This is a genomic window from Stenotrophomonas sp. YJH_SMC_122 (assembly GCF_059369535.1).
Genome location: NZ_JCAFST010000003.1, coordinates 184,283 through 206,731 on the forward strand (window position 1 = coordinate 184,283; position 22,449 = coordinate 206,731).

The 22,449-nt window shown below is 66.0% G+C and carries 25 protein-coding genes and 1 tRNA gene; 17 read left to right on the forward strand and 9 right to left on the reverse strand.

What is annotated here, in order from left to right; translation table 11 throughout:
* The first annotated feature begins 74 nt into the window (after positions 1-74).
* The 11 genes from AC5P66_RS06190 (at position 75) to queC (ending at position 10,384) form a co-directional block, all read left to right on the forward strand.
* A complete protein-coding gene (locus AC5P66_RS06190; RefSeq protein ID WP_414485319.1) occupies positions 75-1,925 on the forward strand; it encodes a potassium transporter Kup in 1,851 nt (616 codons plus the stop codon).
* A gap of 126 nt (positions 1,926-2,051) precedes the next feature.
* Positions 2,052-3,092: a Holliday junction branch migration DNA helicase RuvB gene (gene ruvB / locus AC5P66_RS06195; protein ID WP_005418515.1), complete on the forward strand. Its 1,041-nt coding sequence runs from the start codon at positions 2,052-2,054 to the stop codon at positions 3,090-3,092.
* The gene (ybgC, locus tag AC5P66_RS06200) at positions 3,082-3,513 is read left to right on the forward strand and encodes a tol-pal system-associated acyl-CoA thioesterase (RefSeq protein WP_049413323.1); all 432 of its coding nucleotides are present in this window, start codon (positions 3,082-3,084) and stop codon (positions 3,511-3,513) included. The genes ruvB and ybgC overlap by 11 nt, the downstream gene beginning before the upstream one ends.
* A 10-nt stretch (positions 3,514-3,523) precedes the next feature.
* Positions 3,524-4,303, forward strand: coding sequence for a protein TolQ (gene tolQ / locus AC5P66_RS06205; protein WP_005410752.1), 780 nt, complete (start codon positions 3,524-3,526; stop codon positions 4,301-4,303).
* A 24-nt stretch (positions 4,304-4,327) separates the two neighbouring features.
* Positions 4,328-4,756, forward strand: a complete 429-nt coding sequence (gene tolR, locus AC5P66_RS06210; RefSeq protein WP_005410751.1) for a protein TolR — start codon at positions 4,328-4,330, stop codon at positions 4,754-4,756.
* Positions 4,746-5,801, forward strand: coding sequence for a cell envelope integrity protein TolA (gene tolA / locus AC5P66_RS06215; RefSeq protein WP_049413325.1), 1,056 nt, complete (start codon positions 4,746-4,748; stop codon positions 5,799-5,801). The genes tolR and tolA overlap by 11 nt, the downstream gene beginning before the upstream one ends.
* Positions 5,802-6,084: 283 nt before the next feature.
* A complete protein-coding gene (gene tolB, locus AC5P66_RS06220; RefSeq protein WP_005418511.1) occupies positions 6,085-7,404 on the forward strand; it encodes a Tol-Pal system beta propeller repeat protein TolB in 1,320 nt (439 codons plus the stop codon).
* 64 nt (positions 7,405-7,468) lie between these two features.
* The gene (gene pal / locus AC5P66_RS06225; RefSeq protein WP_005418510.1) at positions 7,469-7,987 is read left to right on the forward strand and encodes a peptidoglycan-associated lipoprotein Pal; all 519 of its coding nucleotides are present in this window, start codon (positions 7,469-7,471) and stop codon (positions 7,985-7,987) included.
* Between the two features lie 3 nt (positions 7,988-7,990).
* A complete protein-coding gene (gene ybgF, locus AC5P66_RS06230; protein ID WP_019660125.1) occupies positions 7,991-8,809 on the forward strand; it encodes a tol-pal system protein YbgF in 819 nt (272 codons plus the stop codon).
* A gap of 130 nt (positions 8,810-8,939) precedes the next feature.
* On the forward strand, positions 8,940-9,641 hold the full coding sequence (gene queE / locus AC5P66_RS06235; RefSeq protein WP_049413329.1) for a 7-carboxy-7-deazaguanine synthase QueE: 702 nt from the start codon (positions 8,940-8,942) through the stop codon (positions 9,639-9,641).
* A gap of 77 nt (positions 9,642-9,718) precedes the next feature.
* The gene (queC, locus tag AC5P66_RS06240) at positions 9,719-10,384 is read left to right on the forward strand and encodes a 7-cyano-7-deazaguanine synthase QueC (protein WP_005410745.1); all 666 of its coding nucleotides are present in this window, start codon (positions 9,719-9,721) and stop codon (positions 10,382-10,384) included.
* Between the two features lie 65 nt (positions 10,385-10,449).
* Here the strand turns inward: queC and AC5P66_RS06245 are convergent, their stop codons facing one another.
* Positions 10,450-11,445: a DUF2268 domain-containing putative Zn-dependent protease gene (locus tag AC5P66_RS06245; protein ID WP_099494994.1), complete on the reverse strand. Its 996-nt coding sequence runs from the start codon at positions 11,443-11,445 to the stop codon at positions 10,450-10,452.
* 167 nt (positions 11,446-11,612) lie between these two features.
* On the opposite strand from AC5P66_RS06245, the gene AC5P66_RS06250 reads away from it, so the two are divergent.
* Positions 11,613-11,688: transfer RNA gene (locus tag AC5P66_RS06250), tRNA-Lys, on the forward strand.
* A 156-nt stretch (positions 11,689-11,844) separates the two neighbouring features.
* Here AC5P66_RS06250 and AC5P66_RS06255 read toward each other — a convergent pair.
* Positions 11,845-12,201, reverse strand: coding sequence for a winged helix-turn-helix transcriptional regulator (locus AC5P66_RS06255; protein ID WP_231109319.1), 357 nt, complete (start codon positions 12,199-12,201; stop codon positions 11,845-11,847).
* 142 nt (positions 12,202-12,343) lie between these two features.
* On the opposite strand from AC5P66_RS06255, the gene AC5P66_RS06260 reads away from it, so the two are divergent.
* Positions 12,344-13,288 (forward strand): aromatic alcohol reductase, encoded by a 945-nt coding sequence (locus AC5P66_RS06260; RefSeq protein ID WP_049456377.1) that lies wholly within the window; start codon positions 12,344-12,346, stop codon positions 13,286-13,288.
* A gap of 395 nt (positions 13,289-13,683) precedes the next feature.
* Here AC5P66_RS06260 and AC5P66_RS06265 read toward each other — a convergent pair whose 3' ends face one another.
* Positions 13,684-14,013 (reverse strand): hypothetical protein, encoded by a 330-nt coding sequence (locus AC5P66_RS06265; protein ID WP_099487632.1) that lies wholly within the window; start codon positions 14,011-14,013, stop codon positions 13,684-13,686.
* Between the two features lie 83 nt (positions 14,014-14,096).
* Complete coding sequence (locus AC5P66_RS06270) at positions 14,097-14,453, reverse strand: hypothetical protein (protein WP_099487634.1); 357 nt, start codon at positions 14,451-14,453, stop codon at positions 14,097-14,099.
* A 176-nt stretch (positions 14,454-14,629) separates the two neighbouring features.
* Here AC5P66_RS06270 and AC5P66_RS06275 point away from each other — a divergent pair, with 176 nt between their 5' ends.
* The 3 genes from AC5P66_RS06275 (at position 14,630) to AC5P66_RS06285 (ending at position 17,156) form a co-directional block, all read left to right on the forward strand.
* Complete coding sequence (locus AC5P66_RS06275; RefSeq protein WP_143566379.1) at positions 14,630-14,848, forward strand: hypothetical protein; 219 nt, start codon at positions 14,630-14,632, stop codon at positions 14,846-14,848.
* 435 nt (positions 14,849-15,283) lie between these two features.
* Complete coding sequence (locus tag AC5P66_RS06280) at positions 15,284-16,135, forward strand: alpha/beta hydrolase (protein ID WP_099494996.1); 852 nt, start codon at positions 15,284-15,286, stop codon at positions 16,133-16,135.
* Between the two features lie 82 nt (positions 16,136-16,217).
* A complete protein-coding gene (locus tag AC5P66_RS06285; RefSeq protein WP_099494997.1) occupies positions 16,218-17,156 on the forward strand; it encodes an alpha/beta hydrolase in 939 nt (312 codons plus the stop codon).
* A gap of 57 nt (positions 17,157-17,213) precedes the next feature.
* On the opposite strand, the gene AC5P66_RS06290 is transcribed toward AC5P66_RS06285, so the two are convergent.
* On the reverse strand, positions 17,214-17,636 hold the full coding sequence (locus AC5P66_RS06290; RefSeq protein WP_049413341.1) for a response regulator: 423 nt from the start codon (positions 17,634-17,636) through the stop codon (positions 17,214-17,216).
* 92 nt (positions 17,637-17,728) lie between these two features.
* Entirely contained in the window at positions 17,729-18,496 is a 768-nt protein-coding gene (locus AC5P66_RS06295) for a CPBP family glutamic-type intramembrane protease (protein WP_049441281.1), read from the reverse strand.
* A 150-nt stretch (positions 18,497-18,646) separates the two neighbouring features.
* Here AC5P66_RS06295 and AC5P66_RS06300 point away from each other — a divergent pair, with 150 nt between their 5' ends.
* Positions 18,647-18,970, forward strand: coding sequence for a TFIIB-type zinc ribbon-containing protein (locus AC5P66_RS06300; protein WP_049413343.1), 324 nt, complete (start codon positions 18,647-18,649; stop codon positions 18,968-18,970).
* 75 nt (positions 18,971-19,045) lie between these two features.
* Here the strand turns inward: AC5P66_RS06300 and AC5P66_RS06305 are convergent, their stop codons facing one another.
* The 3 genes from AC5P66_RS06305 to AC5P66_RS06315 form a co-directional block, all read right to left on the reverse strand.
* Positions 19,046-19,558 (reverse strand): GNAT family N-acetyltransferase, encoded by a 513-nt coding sequence (locus AC5P66_RS06305; RefSeq protein ID WP_099494998.1) that lies wholly within the window; start codon positions 19,556-19,558, stop codon positions 19,046-19,048.
* An 81-nt stretch (positions 19,559-19,639) separates the two neighbouring features.
* On the reverse strand, positions 19,640-20,581 hold the full coding sequence (locus AC5P66_RS06310) for a copper resistance protein B (RefSeq protein WP_099494999.1): 942 nt from the start codon (positions 20,579-20,581) through the stop codon (positions 19,640-19,642).
* Entirely contained in the window at positions 20,578-22,389 is a 1,812-nt protein-coding gene (locus AC5P66_RS06315; protein ID WP_049413348.1) for a copper resistance system multicopper oxidase, read from the reverse strand. Before AC5P66_RS06315 ends, AC5P66_RS06310 begins: the two co-directional genes overlap by 4 nt.
* Positions 22,390-22,449: the final 60 nt, after the last annotated feature.

Here is a 22,449-nt window from a genome sequence, read left to right on the forward strand (position 1 = left end):
GTCCCATGTCCAGCAGTCAAACCCCGCACGCAGCTGCCTCCGGCAGCCACGGTCACGCCCCTCCAGCAGGAGGCATGGCGCTGATCATCGGTGCGATCGGCGTGGTGTTCGGCGATATCGGTACCAGCCCGCTGTACACGCTGAAGGAGGCGTTCTCGCCGCACTACGGGCTCAACAGTGACCACGACACCGTGCTGGGCGTGCTGTCGCTGGCGTTCTGGGCGCTGAACATCGTGGTCACGCTGAAGTACGTGACCATCATCATGCGCGCCGACAACGACGGCGAGGGCGGCATCATGGCGCTGATGGCGTTGACCCAGCGCACGCTGCGCAACGGCTCGCGCTCGGCCTACGTGGTCGGCATCCTCGGCATTTTCGGTGCCTCGCTGTTCTTCGGCGACGGCGTGATCACCCCGGCGATATCGGTGCTGGGTGCGGTGGAAGGCCTGGAGGTGGCCGCGCCGGGCCTGCATGCCTTCATCGTGCCGATCACGGTGGTGGTGCTGTTGATGGTGTTTGCGGCGCAGCGCTTCGGTACCGAGAAGATCGGCAAGGCGTTCGGCCCCATCACGTCGGTCTGGTTCATCTCGCTGGCGGCGATCGGCATCTACAACATCGTCGATGCGCCGGAAGTGCTCAAGGCATTCAACCCGTGGTGGGCGATCCGCTTCTTCATGGAGCACAGCTGGCATGGGATCTTCATCCTCGGCGCAGTGGTGCTGGCGGTGACCGGTGGCGAGGCGCTTTACGCCGACATGGGCCACTTCGGTGCCAAGCCGATCCGACACGCCTGGTACTTCTTCGTGCTGCCGTGCCTGGTGCTGAACTACCTGGGGCAGGGCGCACTGGTGCTCAACCACCCCGAGGCGCTGAAAAACCCGTTCTTCGAGGCGGTGCCGCCGTGGGCGCTGTACCCGATGATCATCCTGGCCACCATGGCGGCGGTGATTGCCTCGCAGTCGGTCATCACCGGTGCGTTCTCGGTCTCGCGTCAGGCGATGCAGCTGGGCTACATCCCGCGCATGCGCATCAAGCACACCTCGCACGACACCATCGGCCAGATCTACATCCCGGGCATCAACTGGGGCATCGCGGTGATGGTGATCGGCCTGGTGCTGGCCTTCCGCAGCTCGTCCAACCTGGCGGTGGCCTACGGTATCTCGGTGTCGGCCACCATGCTGATCGACACCCTGCTGCTGGCCCTGGTGGCCCGTTCGCTGTGGCCGAAGGCGCGCGCCTGGCTGCTGCCGCTGTGCGTGGTGTTCTTCATCATCGACCTCGGCTTCGTCATCGCCAACGGTGCCAAGCTGCTGCAGGGCGCCTGGTTCCCGGTGGTACTGGGGATCTTCCTGTTCACCATGATGCGCACCTGGCGCCGTGGCCGCGAACTGCTGCGCGATGAGATCCGCAAGGACGGCATCCGCCTGGATACCTTCCTGCCTGGGCTGATGCTGGCACCGCCGGTGCGCGTGCCGGGCACTGCAGTGTTCCTCACCGCCGACCCGACCGTCGCCCCGCATGCGCTGATGCACAACCTCAAGCACAACAAGGTGCTGCACGAACGCAACGTGTTCCTGCACGTGGAGACCCTGCCGATCCCGTATGCGATGGAAGGGCAGCGGCTGAAGATCGAATCGGTGGGCGACGAGTTCTACCGCGTCTATGTGCGCTTCGGCTTCATGGAAACCCCGGACGTGCCGCTGGCGCTGATGCGCTCGTGTGACCACGGTGGCATCTACTTCGACCCGATGGACACCACCTTCTTCGCCAGCCGCGAAACCATCGTTGCCACCGCCAACCGCGGCATGCCGATCTGGCGCGACAAGCTGTTCGCGCTGATGCACCGGAATGCCGCGCCGGCCACGGGCTTCTTCCGTATTCCCGGCAACCGCCTGGTCGAACTCGGGGCCCAGGTCGAGATCTGAGGTCTGGTAGTGCCGGCCGCTGGCCGGCTTCCGCCGCACCACCGGTGTTCATGGGGTTGCCGGCCAGCGGCCGGCACTACCGTGCTTCCGGCCCCGGAATGCAACCATTTACCGCATAATCACGGTATGACCGACGACCGCATCATCGGCGCCGGCGCCACCCGCGAGGATGACGCCGCCGACGCCAGCATCCGCCCCAAGCGCCTGGCCGACTATCTTGGCCAGGCCCCGGTGCGCGAGCAGATGGAGATCTACATCGAAGCGGCCAAGGGGCGCGGCGACGCGCTCGACCACGTGCTGATCTTCGGGCCGCCCGGCCTGGGCAAGACCACGCTCAGCCACGTCATCGCCAACGAACTGGGCGTGGCCCTGCGGGTGACCTCCGGCCCGGTGATCGAGAAGGCCGGCGACCTCGCCGCGCTGCTGACCAACCTGCAGCCGCACGACGTGCTGTTCGTGGACGAGATCCACCGCCTGTCGCCGGTGGTCGAGGAAGTGCTGTACCCGGCGATGGAAGACTTCCAGATCGACATCATGATCGGTGAGGGCCCCGCGGCCCGTTCGATCAAGATCGACCTGCCGCCGTTCACCCTGATCGGTGCCACCACCCGCGCCGGCCTGCTGACCGCGCCGCTGCGCGACCGCTTCGGCATCGTCCAGCGGCTGGAGTTCTACAGCGTCGAGGAGCTGACCCGGATCGTGCGCCGCTCGGCCACCATCCTCGGCATCGACTGCACCGCCGATGGCGCCGGCGAGATCGCGCGCCGCGCGCGCGGCACCCCGCGTATCGCCAACCGCCTGCTGCGCCGCGTGCGCGACTATGCGCAGGTGAAGGCGGGCGGCCACATCGACGAGGCCGTGGCGCAGGCCGCGATGAAGATGCTCAAGGTTGATCCGGAAGGCTTCGACGAGCTCGACCGGCGCCTGCTCAAGACCCTGGTCGACTACTTCGATGGCGGCCCGGTCGGGATCGAGTCGCTGGCCGCGGCGCTGTCCGAGGAGCGCGGCACGCTGGAAGACGTGGTCGAGCCGTACCTGATCCAGCAGGGCTTCCTGGTGCGCACCGCGCGCGGCCGCATGGCCACCCACAAGGCCTACCGGCACATGGGCCTGAAGCCGAAGAACCCGCCGCAGGACCTGTTCGCGGAGGTTCCCGATGTCGGTTGAGCCACTATTCAGTTGGCCGACACGCATTTACTGGGAAGATACCGACGCAGGCGGCGTGGTCTACCACGCCCGCTATGTGGCCTTCATGGAACGGGCCCGGACCGAATGGATGCGTGCGCTCGGCTACGGCCAGGAGCGCATGCGCGCCGAGCATGGGATGGTCTTCGCGGTGCGCTCGATGCAGATGGATTTCATCAAGCCGGCACGGCTGGATGACACCCTGCAGGTGAGCGCCCGCCTGGTCCAGCTGAAGAAGGCCAGCATGGTCTTCGACCAGCAGATCCTGCGCGACGGCGAGCTGCTGCTGTCGGCCCGGGTCCGCATCGCCGCACTGGAAGCGGCCAGTTTCCGCCCGCGTGGCATGGACGAGGCCGTCCTTGCCATGCTGCAACCCCACCTCCACCCCGAATCCGAACACTGAGGAACAACGGATGATCGCAACGCTCCTGGCCCTGCAGGCCACGGTCACCGAGGCACTGCCGGCCGACGTCAGCAACGCCGCGACACAGACCCTTGCCCAGGCCACCACCGGCGGCGGCATCAACTACCTCGAACTGATGGCCAAGGCCAGCCTGCCGGTGAAGATCATCGTGCTGCTGCTGCTGGTCGGCTCGTTCGTCAGCTGGGTGATCATTTTCCGCAAGGCCCGCGTGTTCAAGCAGGCCACCCGCGAAGCCGACGAGTTCGAGAACCGCTTCTGGTCCGGCGCCGACCTGGGCAAGCTGTACAGCGCCGCCACCGACCGCAGCCGCAGCGTGACCGGCCTGGAAGCCATCTTCGAAGCCGGTTTCCGCGAGTACACCCGTCTGCGCGACAAGCGCCGCCTGGATGGCCGTGCGCAGCTGGAAGGCGCGCAGCGCGCCATGCGCACCACCTACACCCGCGAAGTGGACCAGCTTGAGCGCAACCTGGAACTGCTGGCCAACATCGGTTCGACTGCCCCGTACGTGGGCCTGGTCGGTACCGTGTTCGGCATCATGGTGACCATGCACGACATGATCAGCAGCGGTGCGCAGGCCGGTATCGCCGCCGTCGCGCCAGGCATCTCCGAAGCCCTGTTCGCCACCGCCATCGGCCTGTTCGTGGCGATCCCGGCGGTGTGGGCCTACAACCGCTTCACCACCCGCGTGGAGCGCATGTCGGTGCGGTTCGAGACCTTTGCCGAAGAGTTCAGCTCCATCCTGCAGCGCCAGAGCGCTGGCGACGAGTAAGCGCCTGACCCGGGAGTCCAAGCCATGTCCGCTGCCATCGGTCGCCGCAAGCGCCGCAAGCTGAAATCGGAAATCAACGTCGTTCCCTACATCGACGTCATGCTGGTGCTGCTGATCATCTTCATGGTCACCGCGCCGCTGCTCACCCTGAGCTTCGACGTCGACCTGCCGCAATCCAACGCCAAGGCGCTGGAAAGCAAGCAGGACCCGGTGATCGTCTCGGTGCGCCAGGACGGCCAGCTGAGCCTGAAGCTGCCCGATGCCAAGGAACCGACCGCCGTGTCGGCCGAGGAACTGGAAGGCCGCCTGGCAGGCATCGCCGCCCAGGACAAGGGCGTGCGCGTGATCGTCGCCGCCGACCGTGCCGTGGCCTATGAAAAGGTCATCGCCGCGATGGATGTGATCAAGCGCGCCAAGGTAGACAAGGTAGGCCTGGCCACCGATGCACGCTGACGCCCTGCCACCTCCACAGCAGCGCGAACCCGGCTGGGGCCTGCCCCTGGCGCTGGCGTTGCTGGTGCACCTGCTGGTCGCGCTGGTCTTCATCGTGGCCTGGTTCTGGTCACCCGAGCGCAACACCGACGCCGCCGCCGGTGATCCGTCGGTGGAGGCCAGCCTGGCGCTGTCCGCGTCCGAGGCGTCCGCCGCCCGCCAGGCCCTGCGCCAGTCCGAAAAGCTGGAGGACCTGCCGCCGCCGGTGGCCGAGCCGGATCCGGTGCCGGAAGACACCATTCCGCCGCCACAGCCGATTCCCGAGCCGCGCCCACAGGACGCCCCCACGCCGCAGCAGCAACAGGCGCAGGAGCGCGTCGCGCAGCCGGATACCAAGGACCAGGAAGCAGTGAGCGCGCTGGCCATCTCGCAGGAGAAGGCGAAACAGGAACAGGAAGCCAAGCGCCGCCAGGAGCAGATCGACCTGACCGAACGCAAGCGCCAGGAAGAGGCCGAGCAGAAGCTGCGCCTGGCCAAGCAGCAGGAAGAAGACGCGAAGAAGAAGCTGGCCGATCAGGCGCGCCAGGCCGCGGACAAGGCCGAGGCCGAGAAGCAGAAGAAGATCGCCGAGATCCGTGCCCGCCGCGAGCAGGCCGAAAAGGAAGCCAAGCTGGCCGAGCAGAAGCTGCGCCAGGTCGCCGCCGCGCGCAATGCCGCGGGCAGTGCCGCCGCCGGTGCCAGCGGTGCGTCCCAGCCGGCCGCCGGTGGCGGTGGCAACAGCGATGATCTTTCGGCCAAGTACGCCGCGGCGATCCAGGCCAAGGTCCTGTCGCAGTGGGTGCGCCCGGATACGGTGCCACTGGGCCAGCGCTGCCAGATCACCATCACCCAGATTCCGGGTGGCACGGTGATGCAGGCCAAGGTCAGCCCGAACTGCCCCTACGACGAGGCCGGCAAGCGTTCGATCGAGGCCGCCGTGCTCAACGCGCAGCCCCTGCCGTACCGTGGCTTCGAGTCGGTGTTCGCACGCACGCTCAACTTCACCTTTACCGCCCAGGATCGCTGAGGCGGGCAGGGCAGGGGGGGCTCGGGCCACTCCTGCCCACGGTTGTCGCGCTTGCCTCTGGTGTGCTCGGTTTCGACCGGGCAGGCTGTGGGCTGCTGTCGAACGCCGTCCTCCGGGGCGGCGTGACCAGGGCAGACGGTGCGATGTTGGCCACGACGTTAACGGTGCGTGAGAAGACGGGCTGGAACTGACCCGGAATTCACGTACCCTTGGTTCATGATTGCGAAGCGGTTCACTCCCGCTTTGTTATCCCTCGTTCCGGTTTCCCCTTATTGAGCGCTCCATGAAAAAGATGCCTCGCTGGCTTGCCGTGTTTGCGGCCCTGTTGCTGCCCTTTGCTGCCGTCGCGCAGCAGAAGGGGCTGGATATCGACATCATCGGCGGCAATGCCTCCGCGCTGCCGATCACCATCGTGCCGATGCCCTACCAGGGTTCGTCGGCCGCTCCGCAGACCGACGTCGCCGGCGTGGTCCGTGCCGATCTGGAGCGTTCGGGCCAGTTCCGCACGCTGCCGGAAGCGCAGATCGTCGAGAAGCCCGTGCGGGGAGGGGATATCCAGTTCGCGACCTGGCGCGCGCTGAAGCAGAACTACATCGTGGTCGGCCGCGTGCTTGATGCCGGTGCCGGTGCCTACCGCGTCGAGTACGAACTGTTCGACGTGCCCAAGGGCGAGCGCCTGCTGGGCCTGGCGATGACCGCCCGTGGCAATGCCATGCGCGACGTTGCCCACCAGATGGCCGACGCCATCTACGAAAAGATCACCGGTGTGCGCGGCGCCTTCTGGACCCGCATCGCCTACGTGACCGCCAGTGGCAAGGGCGACGCCATGCGCTACGCGCTGATGGTGGCCGATTCCGATGGTTTCAACCCGCAGACCATCGTGCGCTCGGCCGAGCCGCTGCTGTCGCCGTCGTGGAGTCCGGATGGCAGCAAGCTGGCCTACGTCAGCTTCGAGCGTGGCAATTCGGCCATCTACATCCAGAACATCGGTACCGGTGCGCGCGAGCTGGTCACCAGCTTCCGCGGCATCAACAGCGCCCCGGCGTTCTCGCCGGACGGCCGCAAGCTGGCCCTGACCCTGTCGCGCTCCGGTAACCCGGAAATCTACGTGATGGACCTGGGCAGCAAGCAGCTGACCCAGCTGACCAACCACTTCGCCATCGATACCGAGCCGACCTGGGCACCGGACGGCAGCGCGGTGTACTTCACCTCCGATCGCGGCGGCCGTCCGCAGGTCTACAAGGTCGGTGCCGGCGGCGGCAGCGCCGAGCGCGTGACCTTCCAGGGCAACTACAATGCCAAGCCGTCGGTGTCCTACGATGGCAAGAAGATCGCCGTCGCCCAGGGCTCGGGCAACAGCTACAAGATCGCGATGATGGACAGCTCGCTGGGCTCGCCGCGCTGGAGCACGCTGTCCCCGGGTTCGCTGGATGAATCGCCGAGCTTTGCGCCCAACGCAAGCATGGTGCTGTACGCCGCCCGCGAAGGTGGCCGTGGTGTGTTGTATGCCGTTTCGGCCGATGCGCGGGTTCGCCAGCGCCTGGTCCTGGCTGACGGTGATGTGCGCGAACCGGCATGGTCCCCATACCGTACCCAGCGCTAAAAGAGTGTTAATATTTTCGTTGTCTTGAACCCCTCATCGGCTTAGGAGCCACAAAGGTATCGCCATGAACAAGTCCACCCGCGTTCTGCTTGTTTCCCTGCTGTCTGTGGCCGTCCTGGCCGGTTGCTCGAAGAAGGTGAAGGAAGAGCCGGCAGCCCCGGTCGACACCGGCACCTCGACCACCACCCCGACCGGTCCGTCGACCTCCGGCCTGTACGGCCCGGGCGACCTGGACACCGACGCTTGCCTGCGCCAGCGCGTGGTCTACTTCGACCTGGACAAGGAAGACGTGAAGCCGGAATTCCAGGCCATCATGGCGTGCCACGCCAAGTACCTGCGTGACCGTCCGTCCTCGCGCATCACCCTGCAGGGCCACACCGACGAGCGCGGTTCGCGCGCGTACAACCAGGCCCTGGGTGAGCGTCGTGGCAACGGCGTCAGCTCGGCCCTGCAGGCCAACGGTGGTTCGGCTTCGCAGCTGACCGTCGTGTCCTACGGTGAAGAGCGTCCGGTCTGCACCGAGTCGAACGAGTCCTGCTGGTCGCAGAACCGTCGCGTCGAAATCGTCTACACCGCGCAGTAATCCATGCGCATTGGCATCAAACTGATGCTGGTCGTTGCGGCAGCCCTCGTGGCTGCCGCACCGGCGCACGCACAGCGACAGAGCCTGGCTGACCGTGTCGGCGCGCTCGAGCAGCAGATGTACAACAACAGTGCCAACCAGGACCTGTTGAACCAGATCAATCAGCTGCGGCAGCAGGTCACCAGCCTGCAGGCCTCGATCGAGCAGTTGCAGCATGACAACGCCCAGCTCAAGCAGTCCGCCCAGGACCAGTACCTGGATCTGGACAGCCGCCTGAACCGGCTGGAAGGGGGCAATGCCGCCCCGGCCCTGCCGCCTGTTCCGGCGAGCGCGCCGAAGGCCGCACCGGCCCCGGCAAAACCCGCAGCGGCGGCCACTTCCGAGCGGCCGCCTTCCGTCCATGGTGATGCTGGCAGCCTTGCCGCCACCGGCGACGAGCGCACCTCCTACAACGTTGCCTTCGATGCGTTGAAGGCCGGCAGGTACGACGATTCGGCGCAGCTGTTCCTGAGCTTCCTGGAGTTGTACCCGAACGGCGTCTACGCGCCGAATGCGCTGTACTGGCTGGGCGAGAGCTACTACGCCACCCGCAATTTCCCGATGGCCGAGACCCAGTTCCGAGAACTGCTCTCGCGCTATCCGACCCACGACAAGGCCGCGGGCGGCCTGCTCAAGATCGGCCTCTCGCAGTACGGCGAGGGAAAGGTCGACCAGGCCCAGCAGACGCTGGAGACCGTCGTGGCGCAGTACCCCGGCTCGGACGCCGCGCGCACCGCGCAGGACCGTCTGCAGTCCATCCGCCTGGGCAAGCAGATCCGCTGACCGGGCGTACAATACGCACCGTGGCGCTGGGCTGATGCCCGGCAGCCTCCTGTAGAGCCGAGCCCATGCTCGGCTGCTTTCGTTTCCGGCGCCGTGAATCGGCTGCCCGTCCCATGAAGAACTTTCCGCCATGACCGCCGTTACCCCGTCCAACGCCGTCGCCACCCCCAGCGACATCGTGCAGTCGCCGCTGCCGCGCCTGAAGATCACCGAGATCTTCACCTCGCTGCAGGGCGAAGCCGAGACCGCTGGCTGGCCGACCGTGTTCGTGCGCCTGACCGGCTGCCCGCTGCGCTGCCAGTACTGCGACACCGCCTATGCCTTCCATGGCGGCACCTGGTGGGATATCGACGATATCGTGGCCGAGGTGCTGGCCCAGGGCGTGCGCCACGTCTGCGTGACCGGCGGCGAGCCACTGGCGCAGAAGCGCTGCCTGGTGCTGCTGCAGAAGCTGTGCGATGCGGGCATGGATGTCTCGCTGGAAACCTCCGGCGCGCTGGATGTCAGCGCAGTGGACCCGCGCGTGTCGCGCGTGGTCGACATCAAGACGCCGGGTTCGGCCGAAGTGGCGCGCAACCGCTGGGAAAACCTGCCGCTGCTGACCGCGCGCGACCAGATCAAGTTCGTCATCTGCAGCCGCGAGGACTACGACTGGGCCAAGGCCATGGTCGCCGAGCACGGCCTGGTGAAGCGTTGCACCGTGTTCTTCTCGCCGAGCAAGGGCGAGATCACCGCGCGGCAGTTGGCCGACTGGATCGTCGAAGACCGGCTGCCGGTGCGCTTCCAGATGCAGTTGCATAAAATCCTGTGGAACGACGAGCCCGGCCGATGAGCCGGTGCAGCGTTCCCTGATGTAGCTCCGGCGCGGGACAGCGTGCTGGCTTTCCCCTCCCAACCGGAAGATTCTCCATGAAGAAGGCAGTCGTGCTTCTCTCCGGCGGCATGGATTCAGCCGCCGTCATCGCCATGGCCCAGGAACAGGGCTTCGCCGTGCACGCCCTGAGCGTGCGCTACGGCCAGCGCCACACCTCCGAACTGGATGCCGCCGCCCGCGTGGCCAAGGCCCAGGGCGTGGTCGCGCACAAGACCGTGGACGTGGACCTGCGCAGCATCGGTGGCTCGGCGCTGACCGATGACATCGACGTACCGGAGGCCGGTGGTGCCGGCATTCCGGTCACCTACGTGCCGGCGCGCAATACCATCATGCTGTCGCTGGCCCTGGGCTGGGCCGAAGTGCTCGGCGCCAACGACATCTTCTGCGGCGTCAACGCCGTCGACTACTCCGGCTACCCCGACTGCCGCCCCGAGTTCGTGGCCGCGTTCCAGGCGCTGGCCAACCTGGCCACCAAGTCCGGCGTGGAGGGGGCGGGCATCAAGGTGCATGCGCCGCTGCAGTTCCTCAGCAAGGGCCAGATCGTCAGCGAAGGCGTGCGCCTGGGCGTGGACTTTGGCTTGACCGTGTCCTGTTACAACGCCGACGCCAACGGCGCCGCCTGCGGCCACTGCGACGCCTGCCGGCTGCGCGCGCAGGGCTTCGCCGAAGCCGGCGTGCCCGACCCTACGCTGTACGCTTGAGGTAATGGGGGCGATGTCCCCCCGTGGTGGGTGCGAATCGTTGGTTCGCACTCCCTGTTCCGCCGCTACCGGCGGCTGGAGTCTGGTAGTGCCGGCCGCTGGCCGGCAGCCTCATCAGGCAACCACCCCGATGCCTCGATGAAGGCCCGCACCGCCTCCGGATCGGCGTAATCCAGCTCGATCATCCGCGCGATCCCCGCCTTCTCATCGGCCTGCTGCCGCATGTACTCCTGCGCTATGCGATACCCGGCGTAGTACCCCAGATCACTCACCCCGAACGGATTGCGGGCGCTGTTGTAGAGCCAGTTGTCGAGGTTACCCCCGTCCATCTCGGCAATGAAACGCGTGCGGATGTCCGCCTCATGCGCGGGCCCGTAGCTGTACAGCGGAAGCGCCGGCCGACGCCCGCTCAGCCGCTCGGCCACATACTCGGCGACGCCCTCGCGCAATGCATGCTGGGCCAGGCTGCCGGTGGTCTCGCGCTGCTGGGTATGCACGTACTCGTGCAGGTTGTTCTGCGCGTTGTTCGCGCCCGGGCGGCTGTCGTAGAAGATCCGCAGCCGGCTGCGCATCGGCTCCGGAAGCTCGCTTACATCCACTCGCTCATCACCCAGCGCCATCTCCGCACCGATCAATACCTTGTTGCCCAGCGTGGTGCCGCCGGTGCGCAGGACACCGATCGCATAGGTGATGGTGGCCGGGCGCAGTGCCGGGTAGAGCGCGCGGAAGGCGGTCAGATCCCGCTCCAGCGTGGCGCTGGCCTGCTGCGCGTTCGCAGTCAACGGCCGTACCGACGTCCAGAAGCGTGGCCATGACTGCATGGCCTCGGCGTACTCGCGGGCGGTGTAATGGCGGGCCTGCATCAGTGCATGCAGGCCGGGGCTGCCCGGATCGATGTAGCGCTGCTGGACCAGCGCCACCCGGCGCTCGGCATCGGGTTCGGCGCGCACCGCGTCATAGGTGGCCCAGAAGCGGGCGATGTCGTCGGTGACGACCTGGGGCGGCGAAGCCAATGCTTTGCAGGGCAGCAGGGCGGCAAGCAGGCTGACGATCAGACGCATCCATGGCTCCAGAAAGGACCACAGATGGGATGCGCCAGTGGCGCCAAAGGTTTAATCCCGCTGGTAGTGCCGGCCGCTGGCCGGCAACCCCGACACACCGGGGTTCCACGCGACCGGCCAAAATAGGGTAGAATGCCCACCCCGCCGAAAGGCCGGGGCGATGCATTGGGCCGTTAGCTCAGTCGGTAGAGCAGAAGACTTTTAATCTTTTGGTCGAAGGTTCGAATCCTTCACGGCCCACCAATTGCATCAACGACTTAGGCGCCCGTGCGGCGCCTTTTTTGTGTCTCCGGAAAAATTAAGTGGATCCACGCTCAAGTGCGTTCCTCCTTCCGGGCGGTTGAACCACCGGCAGTTCATCGTCACCTTCGGCGATCCCGTGGAACGGACAGTGCATCTTCATTTCCCGTCTGAAGAATCAAAATTCTGCCGACATTGGCGGAATTCCTCCGCATGAGCCACTACCCATGTCCACATGGGAATCATCAGTACAAGAAGGTCCTTGCCCAGCGCTGTGATGCTGTACTCCACGTGCGGCGGTACTTCGTGGAAATCCTCCCGGCTGATCAACCCGTCACGCTCCAATTGCCGGAGGGTGCGCGTAAGCATGCGCTGGGTGATCCCCTTCATCCGTCGTGCGACCTCGGCATGACGCAGCGTTCCATACACGCCAAGCGCATGGATGATGCCCAGGGACCAGCGGCTACCAGCGTGCGCCAAAACCTCCCGGCGCAGTCCATCTTCGTCCTCGCTCATCCCGTCGCATATCGCTTGAGAGTGCCTTAGCAGTTCTTCCGGACTCATGAACGGTGCGGTCGGTATCATCGATGTGCCTTCTTACGTGTGGGCCAGTAGGCGAGCAGAATCGCCGCCATCGTACACACACAGGGCGATTTCCATGTCATCTCATATCAGCACTACCCCCTCTCGGTCGATCCTGGTGCTCGGCGCAGGCGAGCTTGGAATGCCTGTCATCCGGAACCTTGCACGTTTGGCCGTAAGTCATCCAGGCACACGGATCAGTGTGATGCTACGGGCGACGTCGATTGACTCAGAACTGCCGGAGAAGCAGCGGGTGGTCGATGAAATCCGCGCCTTGGGGGTGAATATCGTTGCTGGTGATCTGGTGACTGAATCGGTAGAGGCGTTGGCGGCTACCTTTGCGCAGTTTGACACAGTGATTGGATGCACCGGCTATGCCGCAGGCCGCGATACGCCAATGAAGGTTGCGCGTGCGGCGGTGAAGTCGGGTATTCCCCGCTACTTTCCTTGGCAGTTCGGTGTCGATTTCGATGCCATCGGGCGCGGTGGTCCCCAGGACCTGTTCGATGCCCAGCTGGACGTGCGCGAGTATCTGCGTTCGCAGACTGCGATGGACTGGGTGATCATCTCTACTGGAATGTTCACCAGTTACCTCTTCGAGCCGGACTTCGGGGTGGTCGACCTGGTTGGGCATAAAGTGAACGCGTTGGGCTCGGCGAGCAATGCTGTCACCCTGACCACGCCGGATGACATCGGCGCAATGACAGCGCGCATCGTGTTCCACGCACCTGCGATCCGCAACGAGATCGTGTATCTGGCAGGCGATACCATCCGCTACGGTGATCTTCCGGATATTCTGCAGAAGGCGTTCGGGGAACCTTTCGAGCTGGTGATCTGGGGCGTACCCCAGCTCATGCAGGAACTGGCTAACGACCCGGGCAACATGATAAAGAAGTATCGCGCCGCCTTTGCCCAAGGGAGGGGCGTTGCGTGGGATGTGGAGCGAACCTTCAATGCGAAGATCGGGGCCGAGCTACAGGGCGTGCAGGCGTGGCTGGATTCCAACGTGCAGCGCTCCTGATTTGCCGCTGGATTGTGAGGAGGCGCCCGCTGGGCGCCTTTTTCATTGCCGTTCCCGCCCGCACGCTCACGATGGTCGCACGTCGCGGCACACCAGTTCACCAGTGGCTCGGTAACCGGCGTCAAACGGTGGAACCTTGGTCGTGGACCCCGTGTATATCCCTTGAGACGGCGGAAAAATTGTCGAGTGAGCTTAGGATCGGCAATGGTTCCACGCTCGGCGGGCGGAAAAATAGAGCGGCGCACCCGGTTGTTTTCAAAGGAGTCGCAAGCCTTCTTTTGATCTTTTTGGTCGAAGGTTCGAATCCTTCACGGCCCACCAATGCAATCAATGACCCAAGTCATTCAGAAAGGCACCGCTCAGCGGTGCCTTTTGTGTTGTTGCCCGCAAAATGCCTATTTCGCCTTGGCGCCGCGCGCCCGCGCCGCCTCGCGTTCGGTGGCTGCCTGCGCGCCAACGGCTGCAGCATTGGCGGCGGCATTCGCAGCCCGCACCGCTGTCGCACGATCCGCATCGAACCGCGCCTGCCGCTGGGCGCTGGAGGTGCGTTCCAGTTCCAGCGAGGCAAGAAAACTGTCTGGATGCTTTGCGGCACACGCCTGCTGTACCAGTTGCACAGCATGATCGGACAGCCCGGGCTGGATATTGCCCAGCAGGCAATCGGCATACGGAACGGACGCAGCCGGGCCAGCAGCCAGCGCGGCAACGATCACGACATTCAACACGCAAACCTCCTTGTAGGTTTCGATGGGACCCGGTGCCGGCCGGTCCGGCCCCAGTATGGCCCGGTTCGCGGCACAGGGTGATGCTACTCCGGCCGCACATCCCGGCACACCAGCTCGGCCAGGCTGCGGCAGGCGAAGAACAGCCCTTCAATCACGCCGGCATCCAGATGCCGGTCCGGCGTGGCCATTGCCCGGCAGCGGTCGGCGGCGTGCAGCATTTCCACCACGGTCAGCATGCCGATGGCGGCCCGTTCCACCCGCGACAGGGCAACCCCGCGCCCGATGGAAACGCTGGTTTCAGGCCAGGGCAGGCCATCGGCGCCTTCGCCCGCGCGGATGCGCTTGAGGCAGCCTAGAAACGTGCTCAGTTCGGGCGAAGGGTTGTCGTCGTCATAGTGAGTACTGGCGGTGTACGAAGCATAGGGCGGACGATCGGTCATCTCGGCTTCCTCGACTCTGGAGTGGGCGTGCCACCGCGCAGAACGGGTGGCGGGCGATGCGTGGCTGCAAGCCGGAATGACAGTAAGCAGTTAACCGGCGGGTCCGAAGACCCCCACGCAGCGCCCGCCATGAAGACCGACGGATCACCCGCCGGCATGGTCCAGAGACAGTGCCGATGGGTGAGCGCAAACAACATGCTTACAGTCATCACGGGCTTGCAGGCCCGCTGCCACCCGTTGTCGGTGGCGCGGCATGGTGTTTACGCCTGCGCCTGGACCTCAATGAGGATTTTCCGAAGAACGGTGCGGAATCCAGGCGCGCGACGATGGTGGCGCAGGCCGCGCCGACGCAGCAAGCGACAGGGCGCGACGCATGTGCTCAGGCGCTTGGCTAATCACGTTGGAAAATGTCGGCAACTGCCGCTGACGGCACGTTTGCCGTGATGGGGTACGTGGAAAGTGGGCGCCACGTTTGCCAGCCGTGGTGGTACGGAACAGCGGGTCACGCACTCAAAAATCGGTGCATCTGCGACGTCCAAGGTGTTGTAGAGCCGAGCCATGCTCGGCTGCGATTTGCGCGGTGGGCTGAGCCGAGCGTGGGCTCGGCTCTACAGTGATCCGTCCCATCCACGACGGTTGAGCTGTTGTAGAGTCAAGCCATGCTCGGCTGCGATTTGCATGGGAAACCGAGCCGTACCCGGTTGCGCGCGGGGAGGTCATCCCCGCATGGCATGGATCCACGCATCTGGCAGGGATGCTGAGCGTGCAGAAGCCGCCAATGCCTGCCGCTGGGGGCTATGCTCGGTCTCTATCCCAGGACGGGTCACCCCATGCGCTTGATCATGCTGTCGCTGTTGTTGTCCGCCATCTCCGTCGCGCCGCTGATGGCCGCCGAACCGGCACCATCCGCACAGGCATCGCCGGCAAACCCGCTGGTGATCGGCGAAACCTTCACCATCGAATCGAAGGCGCTGGGCGAGACCCGCCGCATCAATGTCTACCGTCCGCAGCCGTGGGGCCTGGACCCGAAAGCGCCGCTGCCGGTGCTCTACATGCCCGACGGCGGCATCGATGAGGATTTCCTGCATGTGGCCGGGCTGGTGCAGGTGCTCAGCGGCAACGGCAGCATGCGTCCGTTCCTGCTGGTCGGCATCGAGAACACCGAGCGCCGCCGCGACATGACCGGCCCCAGCAGCGACCCGCAGGACCAGAAGATCGCACCGCGCATCGGTGGCTCGGTGGCCTACCGCGCGTTCCTGCGCGATGAACTGATGCCGCAGGTCCGCCAGCGCTACCCGACCACCGACGAGCGCGCACTGATCGGCGAGTCGCTGGCCGGCCTGTTCGTGGTGGAAACACTGCTGCAGGAGCCGATGCTGTTCAACAGCTACATCGCGCTGGACCCCAGCCTGTGGTGGAACCGGGGCACGATGCTGGCGGCCGCGGCCAAGCAGTTGCCGGCCGTGATGCGCGCGCAGCCGCGCGTGTTCCTGGCCAGCAGTGGGCAGCCGGAGCTGGCTGCGTCCGCCGCACAGTTGGCCACGCTGCTGCAGCAGGCGTCGCCATCGCCACTGGTGAAGTACCTGCCGCTGCCGGAGGAAACCCACGCCACGATCTATCACCCGGCCGCCTTGCAGGCGCTGCGCACGCTGTTCCCGCCGCCGCCGCCGGCCTCGCCCTGACCGCACTGGCAGCGGCGTGCACAGCATGCAAGGATGCGGCAGCGGCGCCATCCGGTGCGCCGCCCGCAATGGGAGCGTGTGGATGCAGCGTGTGCGTGGATGGAGTATGGCGGCCTGCCTGGCCGTGAGTGGCTGTGCGATGTCGGTGGCGCCACCGGCAACGCAGCCTGAAGCGAAGGGCGACGCGACCAAGGCCGCGACGGGCGTGGTGCTGCCGGACACCGAAGCGCTGCGCGTGCACGATCCGGTGGGCCGCGATTACCCGATCTGGGTAGCACTGCCGGCTGACTATGCGGCGCATCCGGAAAAGCACTACCCGGTGCTGTATGTGACCGACGCGCTGTACAGCTTCCCGCTGGTGCGCAGCGTGCGCAACATGGTGGGCCAGAAGGGCGTCAACATCGAGGATTTCATCCTGGTCGGGCTGCCGCCGCAGGAGGGCCTGACCTCCAAGCAGAGCCGCTCGCGCGATTACACGCCCAGCAATCCAGCGCGTACGGTCGATGGCTACTACAGCGATGACGTCACCTACGGCGGTGCCGCGCACTACCGCGATTTCCTGGCAGCGCAGGTGCTGCCGATGGTCGATGCACGCTACCGCACCGATCCCGCCCGCCGCATGTTCGCCGGCCATTCCTATGGCGCCTTGTTCGGGGCCTACGTGTTGACGACCCAGCCGGACATGTTCAGCACCTACATCCTGTCCAGCCCGTCGCTGTGGTTCGACCAGCTGCTGCTGCCGCGTATGCAGGATGCCGCTGTGATTCCGGCGCAGCCGACGCGGGTGCTGTTGTCGGTGGGAAGCTACGAGACGGACAAGCCGGGGCCGCGTTACTCAACCGGGAACGACATGCTGCGGCAGACTGCCGACTTCACTGCACAGCTTGAGCGCAGTGGCCGCAAGTTGAAGGTGGACAACGTAGTGATCGACGGTGAGGACCACCTGACCGTCTACCCGCGGGTGATCACCCGTGCGCTGCTGGACGTGATGCCGGGAGAGGGGCCGTATACCAGCGGCTGATGGCCGGTTGCATCCACGCGTGGCGCGGATACTGGGGTGTTGGCGCGGATGACTGCCTCACGCCGCCTGCGCGTCCGGCCCGATCAGTACGCCCACATCGGCGTGCCGGAAGCACAGCCGGATGGCGTCGAGCAGCTCGCTCATGTTGTAGGGCTTGGGCAGGAAATGAATGCCGTCGCGCAGCTGCGGCAGCACCTGGTGCTGGTCCATGCCCGACGTCACCAGGATCGGCAGCTGGGGATACAGGCTGCGAACCCGGTTGGCGGCTTCAATGCCGCTGATCGGGCCCAGGTTGACGTCGGTGAACAGCAGGTCGAAACGCTCACCGGCGGCCAGCAGGCCCAGTGCTGCTTCGGCAGAGCTCACACCCACCACGTGGCAGGCCTGGCTTTCCAGCGCAAGACGGCTCAGCTCGCGGGTTTCCTCGGCATCCTCGATCAGCAGGACGCGGGGTTCAACGTGGCGCTTGGACAGCAACATGACGCTACAGCTCCGGAAAGCAGCAATGAAAAGGCGCGCAAGTATGCGCAAGCCGGGGGTGATCCCGGCGTGCACGCCAGGCTAAGTGGGCGTTACAGCGAGCGCTGGCGCTGGCGGCGTACCTGCCAGGCCAGCACCGCCACCGCCAGCAGCGCGGTGCCGATACGCAGGCTGGTGGCCTGCCAGCCCAGCGCAACGACGTCGTCGAGGCTGAACACGTTCCACGCCATGTTCATCGATACGTGCAGCACCAGGCCGCACCACAGGGTGTCGCCGTCCAGATGGTCGAGCCAAGCGAAGATGAAGCCGCCCAGTGCGATGACCGCGCCGACGAACAGGGCAGTGCCGCCGCCGTCGAAGCCGCCGAAGCCCAGCCAGTGCACCCAACCGAACAGCAGCGCCTGCGGCAGCGCAAGCAGGGACCACGGGCCACGCATGAGCTTCACCACCAGCACGAAGCCGAGGCCGCGGAACAGCACTTCCTCGGCCAGTGGGAACAGCACGGCGAGCATCGTCGCATCGAGTGCGGTCAGTGCGGTGTTGGGCGTGCCCAGCACCGCCAGGCCCAGCCAGCAGGGCAGGCTGGCCAGCAGCACCCACAATGGGCCGCGCCAGCCGTTCCCGTGCAGCCCCAGGCTGGCCATCAGGCCCACCCCACGCGGGCGCAGCAGTGCGGCCAGGAGCAGCGCCAGCAGGACGGCCAGTGCGTTGTCCAGCAGGCTGCCGCCGTAGGGCATAGGCAACGCGGGAATCGGCGCGCCTGCGGCCGCAGCGACATCGCGCAGATTCAGGCCAACGCCGACGCCGAGCAGCACCAGCAGCAGGCGCGCGGCGTTGGGCAGGCGGGACAGGACGGTCATGCACGCACTCCCTGCGGAACCAGCGTGGAGTGTGGAAGGCGGCCGGGGACGCTGGCACGCGCCGGAAGTCCCTGTGCCATCGGTCATGTGTTGCCGCACAGTCATCGGTGGGCAGGTAAAGTCGTTGCCAGACCTTCAGGAGCCATGCCCATGCTGTGCCCCGTGTGCAAGACCCAGACCCTGCAGATGGCCGAGCGCCATGGCATCGAGATCGATTACTGCCCCGGCTGCCGTGGCGTGTGGCTGGACCGTGGCGAGCTGGACAAGATCATCGAACGCGCCGGTGCCGGCGCTGCGGTGCCGCCGCCGGCACCTGTGCAGGCGCAGCCGGCCGCTGCGACGCCGCCGCCGGTGATGCATCGCGATACCCGCCACCTGGGCCAGCGCTACGAGGACAACCGTGGCCAGCAGTACGGCCATGGGTACAAGAAAAAGAAGAAGGACAGCTTCCTGTCGGAGCTGTTCGATTTCTAGTTTGTAGCGTCGAGCCATGCTCGACGGGATGTTGCAGGCCCTGGTCGAGCATGGCGCGACTCTACAGAGACGCGATCACGGCCGCCGCAGGATGAACTCGCGGTCGTGCGTGTCACCGACGATGAAGTCGTACTCGCCGACCTTGCTGCAACCGTAGCGCGCGTAGAAGCGTTGCGCGCCGGAGTTTTCTTCCCATACGCCCACCCACAGGGTGCGGCGGCGCGGCTGGTCCAGCCAGGCCATGAACGCGTCCATCAGGCGTGCACCATGGCCGCCGTTCTGGTGTGCGGCCAGGATGTAGAACCGCTTCAGTTCGATGTCGCCCTCGCATGCGTCGGCATGCGGGAGGGTGTTGGCGCCGGCGGCCAGGTAGCCGACCACGGCGTCAGCGTCCATCAGCAACCAGACCGCGCTGCGCGGGTCGGACAGTTCGGTTCGCTGCGGTTCGCTGCTGTAGTGCGCCTGCAGGAAATCATGCAGCTCCTGCGGCGGATAGGAATCGCCCCAGGTTTCGTTGTAGGTGGCAATCGCGATGGCCGACAGGGCGTCGACATCGGCAAGGGTGGCGCGGCGGATCTGCAACGACATGGGGGTGCCTGCAATGGAGCGTGGCGCAGTGTAGCCGGCCCCGGCGGCTGCCGGGGCCGGCCATTGCTCACGAACCGCTGCTCAGAACCACATGCGCACGCCCGCCACCCAGCGCGTGTCGCGTGCGTGGTCGCCAGCATAGTCGGCGGTGTCGCCAAACGTGCGCTCGTGGCTGATGCCGATGTACGGCGCGAAACGGCGGCTCAATTCATAACGCAGGCGCAGCCCGGCTTCGACCTTGTTCAGTCCGCGACCAATGCCGTACTCCGGTTCATCCTTGGCTGCGACGGTGGCTTCCAGCAGCGGCTGCAGGATCAGGCGGTTGGTCAGCAGCACGTCGTACTCGACCTCGGCCTTGGCCAGTACCTGGCCACCGGAGCCCATGTACAGCGTCGCCGAGCTCTCGAATTTGTACGGTGCAAGGCCCTGGATGCCGATGGCCGCCCAGGTACGCGAGTCGGCCGGCCGGAAGTCCTGGCGCACGCCGACCAGCACGTCCCACCACGGCGATACGCTGCGACCATACAGTGCTTCCAGTGACGACGATTCCGTACGGCCGCGGCTGCGTTCGCCATCGGTGCGCAGCCACAGGCGGTTGATGTTGCCACCGATCCAGCCGGTGGCCTCCCAGGCCTGGCCGGTGCTGTTCTTGCCGTCCCATTGTTCGAGGCGATCGATCAGCAGCAGGCTGTTGATCTCCGGTGCATGCGCCATCGCACCGTGCCCGATCGGTGGGAATGCGGCAGCGCGGTCGGCATCGGCGAGAACCGGGATGGGTTCGCGCGGTTCGGTTGGTGCGGGCGCGCCGGGCCCCATCGCTGCGTGGTCCATTGTTGAATGGTCCATCGTCGAGTGATCCATCGTCGAATGGTCCATCTTCGAATGATCGGCCGGTGTCGTTGCGGTCTTCGCCGGCGGCGCCATCGCGCCCATGTCATGCCCGGCATGCGATTGTGCGAACACCGGCAGTGCGGCAGCCAGGCCCAGGGCCAGCAGGCTGGGGGAAAGCAGTGAGCGGCTCATTCTTCGATCCTCACTTCGCGCATCATGCCCGCTTCCATGTGGTACAGCAGATGGCAGTGGTAGGCCCAGCGACCGAGCGCATCGGCACGCACGCGGTAACTGCGGCGGGTGCCCGGTGGCATGTCGATGGTGTGCTTGCGCAGCTGGAATTCGCCCTGCGCGTTCTCCAGATCGCTCCACACGCCGTGCAGGTGGATCGGGTGCTGCATCATGGTGTCGTTGACCAATACGATGCGCATGCGCTCGCCGTAGTTCAGTCGCAGCGGTTCGGCGCTGGCGAATGGAATGCCGTCGAACGACCAGGAGAACTTCTCCATGTGCCCGGTCAGGTGCAGCTCGATCTCGCGGCTCGGCTCGCGGCCATCGGGATCCTCGAACAGGCTGCGCATCGCGCCGTAGGTGAGTACCTGGCGACCGTTGTCGCGCAGACCGATGCCGGGATCGTCCAGCTTCGGTTCGGTGGCCGAGCTCTGCATGTCCACCAGCGGGTTGTTGCGCTCGCTGGCCGGGTGCTTCGGCGCCCTGCTGGCGGTATCGCCGCCGCCGTGCGGGCCGTGGCCCATGCTGGCGCCGCAGCCGCCTTCCATGCCCTTCATCGCGGCCATGTCGTGGCCACCATGGTCACCACTACCCATGTCGTGCCCCATGTCGCTCATCGTCAGCAACGGGCGTGGGTCGCGCGCGGGAATCGGTGCCTGCAGGCCATGGCGGACCGCCAGCGTGCCGGCGGCAAAGCCGGTACGGCCCATGTCCTGGCAGAAGATGGTGAACGCGTCCTGCCCGGTCGGTTCCACCAGCACGTCGTAGGTTTCGGCCGGCGCGATGCGGAACTCGTCGATGCTGACCGGATGGATGTACTGGCCGTCGGCGGCGACCACGGTCATCTTCAGGCCGGGAATGCGCACGTCGAAGTAGGTCATCGAGGCGCCGTTGATGAAGCGCAGCAGCACTTTCTCGCCGCTGCGGAACAGCCCGGTCCAGTTGCCGGCCGGGGCGGTGCCGTTCATCAGGTAGGTGTAGGTATGCGCGTTGATATCGGAGATGTCGGTGGGCGTCATCCGCATCCGCCCCCACATGCCACGGTCGGACAACGCGGCCGACCAACCGTCGCGCTTCACGTCACGCAGGAAGTCGGGCAGGGTGCGCTTGTAGTAGTTGTCATGCTCGGCGAGCTTCTTCATGCGCCGGAACAGCGCGCCCGGATCCATGTCGGTCCAGTCCGACAGCATGATCACGTGCTCGCGGTCGTGCCGGTACGGCGCTGGCTCGGCCGGGTCGATGATCAGCGCACCGTACAGGCCGGCCTGCTCCTGGAACATCGAGTGGCTGTGGTACCAGTAGGTTCCCGACTGCTTCAGTTCGAAGTGGTAGTGGTAGGTCTCACCGGGGCCGATGCCATTGAAGCTCAGCCCCGGGACACCGTCCATGTTCGCAGGCAGCAGGATGCCGTGCCAATGGATCGAGGTCGGGTGGCGGGCCAGTGTGTTGCGCACGAACAGGTCCACGGACTGGCCTTCGCGCCAGCGCAGGATCGGCGCCGGCAGCGAGCCGTTGACGGTGATCGCCGGTCGGGTGCGGCCGGTGAAATTGGCCAGCGATTCGCCGATGGCCAGTTCGATGCGGGTATCGCTGAGCACGGCCGGAGCGCCAGCCAGGCGTGGGGTGGCAGTGGCCGCGGCAAGCGCACGCTGCGGCACGCCGACGGCAGCAATGCCGGCGACCACGCCACCGGCGGCCAGGCCCTGCACGAACAGGCGGCGCGACGGCATGGGCAGGGCGCCCGGGCCGGGGGGATTACGGGTATTCATGAGGATGACTCCAGACACGGAAAGACGCCGGCAGGCCGCCGGCTCCGGTGCGCAGCGCGC

What these genes read in the sequence shown, in the direction of transcription:
- AC5P66_RS06190 (WP_414485319.1), top strand. Translation starts at nt 75, where the DNA reads ATGGCGCTGATCATCGGTGCGATCGGCGTGGTGTTCGGCGATATCGGT.
- ruvB (WP_005418515.1), top strand. Translation starts at nt 2,052, where the DNA reads ATGACCGACGACCGCATCATCGGCGCCGGCGCCACCCGCGAGGATGAC.
- ybgC (WP_049413323.1), top strand. Translation starts at nt 3,082, where the DNA reads ATGTCGGTTGAGCCACTATTCAGTTGGCCGACACGCATTTACTGGGAA.
- tolQ (WP_005410752.1), top strand. Translation starts at nt 3,524, where the DNA reads ATGATCGCAACGCTCCTGGCCCTGCAGGCCACGGTCACCGAGGCACTG.
- tolR (WP_005410751.1), top strand. Translation starts at nt 4,328, where the DNA reads ATGTCCGCTGCCATCGGTCGCCGCAAGCGCCGCAAGCTGAAATCGGAA.
- tolA (WP_049413325.1), top strand. Translation starts at nt 4,746, where the DNA reads ATGCACGCTGACGCCCTGCCACCTCCACAGCAGCGCGAACCCGGCTGG.
- tolB (WP_005418511.1), top strand. Translation starts at nt 6,085, where the DNA reads ATGAAAAAGATGCCTCGCTGGCTTGCCGTGTTTGCGGCCCTGTTGCTG.
- pal (WP_005418510.1), top strand. Translation starts at nt 7,469, where the DNA reads ATGAACAAGTCCACCCGCGTTCTGCTTGTTTCCCTGCTGTCTGTGGCC.
- ybgF (WP_019660125.1), top strand. Translation starts at nt 7,991, where the DNA reads ATGCGCATTGGCATCAAACTGATGCTGGTCGTTGCGGCAGCCCTCGTG.
- queE (WP_049413329.1), top strand. Translation starts at nt 8,940, where the DNA reads ATGACCGCCGTTACCCCGTCCAACGCCGTCGCCACCCCCAGCGACATC.
- queC (WP_005410745.1), top strand. Translation starts at nt 9,719, where the DNA reads ATGAAGAAGGCAGTCGTGCTTCTCTCCGGCGGCATGGATTCAGCCGCC.
- AC5P66_RS06245 (WP_099494994.1), bottom strand. Translation starts at nt 11,445, where the DNA reads ATGCGTCTGATCGTCAGCCTGCTTGCCGCCCTGCTGCCCTGCAAAGCA.
- AC5P66_RS06255 (WP_231109319.1), bottom strand. Translation starts at nt 12,201, where the DNA reads ATGAGCGAGGACGAAGATGGACTGCGCCGGGAGGTTTTGGCGCACGCT.
- AC5P66_RS06260 (WP_049456377.1), top strand. Translation starts at nt 12,344, where the DNA reads ATGTCATCTCATATCAGCACTACCCCCTCTCGGTCGATCCTGGTGCTC.
- AC5P66_RS06270 (WP_099487634.1), bottom strand. Translation starts at nt 14,453, where the DNA reads ATGACCGATCGTCCGCCCTATGCTTCGTACACCGCCAGTACTCACTAT.
- AC5P66_RS06275 (WP_143566379.1), top strand. Translation starts at nt 14,630, where the DNA reads ATGGGTGAGCGCAAACAACATGCTTACAGTCATCACGGGCTTGCAGGC.
- AC5P66_RS06280 (WP_099494996.1), top strand. Translation starts at nt 15,284, where the DNA reads ATGCGCTTGATCATGCTGTCGCTGTTGTTGTCCGCCATCTCCGTCGCG.
- AC5P66_RS06285 (WP_099494997.1), top strand. Translation starts at nt 16,218, where the DNA reads ATGCAGCGTGTGCGTGGATGGAGTATGGCGGCCTGCCTGGCCGTGAGT.
- AC5P66_RS06290 (WP_049413341.1), bottom strand. Translation starts at nt 17,636, where the DNA reads ATGTTGCTGTCCAAGCGCCACGTTGAACCCCGCGTCCTGCTGATCGAG.
- AC5P66_RS06295 (WP_049441281.1), bottom strand. Translation starts at nt 18,496, where the DNA reads ATGACCGTCCTGTCCCGCCTGCCCAACGCCGCGCGCCTGCTGCTGGTG.
- AC5P66_RS06300 (WP_049413343.1), top strand. Translation starts at nt 18,647, where the DNA reads ATGCTGTGCCCCGTGTGCAAGACCCAGACCCTGCAGATGGCCGAGCGC.
- AC5P66_RS06305 (WP_099494998.1), bottom strand. Translation starts at nt 19,558, where the DNA reads ATGTCGTTGCAGATCCGCCGCGCCACCCTTGCCGATGTCGACGCCCTG.
- AC5P66_RS06310 (WP_099494999.1), bottom strand. Translation starts at nt 20,581, where the DNA reads ATGAGCCGCTCACTGCTTTCCCCCAGCCTGCTGGCCCTGGGCCTGGCT.
- AC5P66_RS06315 (WP_049413348.1), bottom strand. Translation starts at nt 22,389, where the DNA reads ATGAATACCCGTAATCCCCCCGGCCCGGGCGCCCTGCCCATGCCGTCG.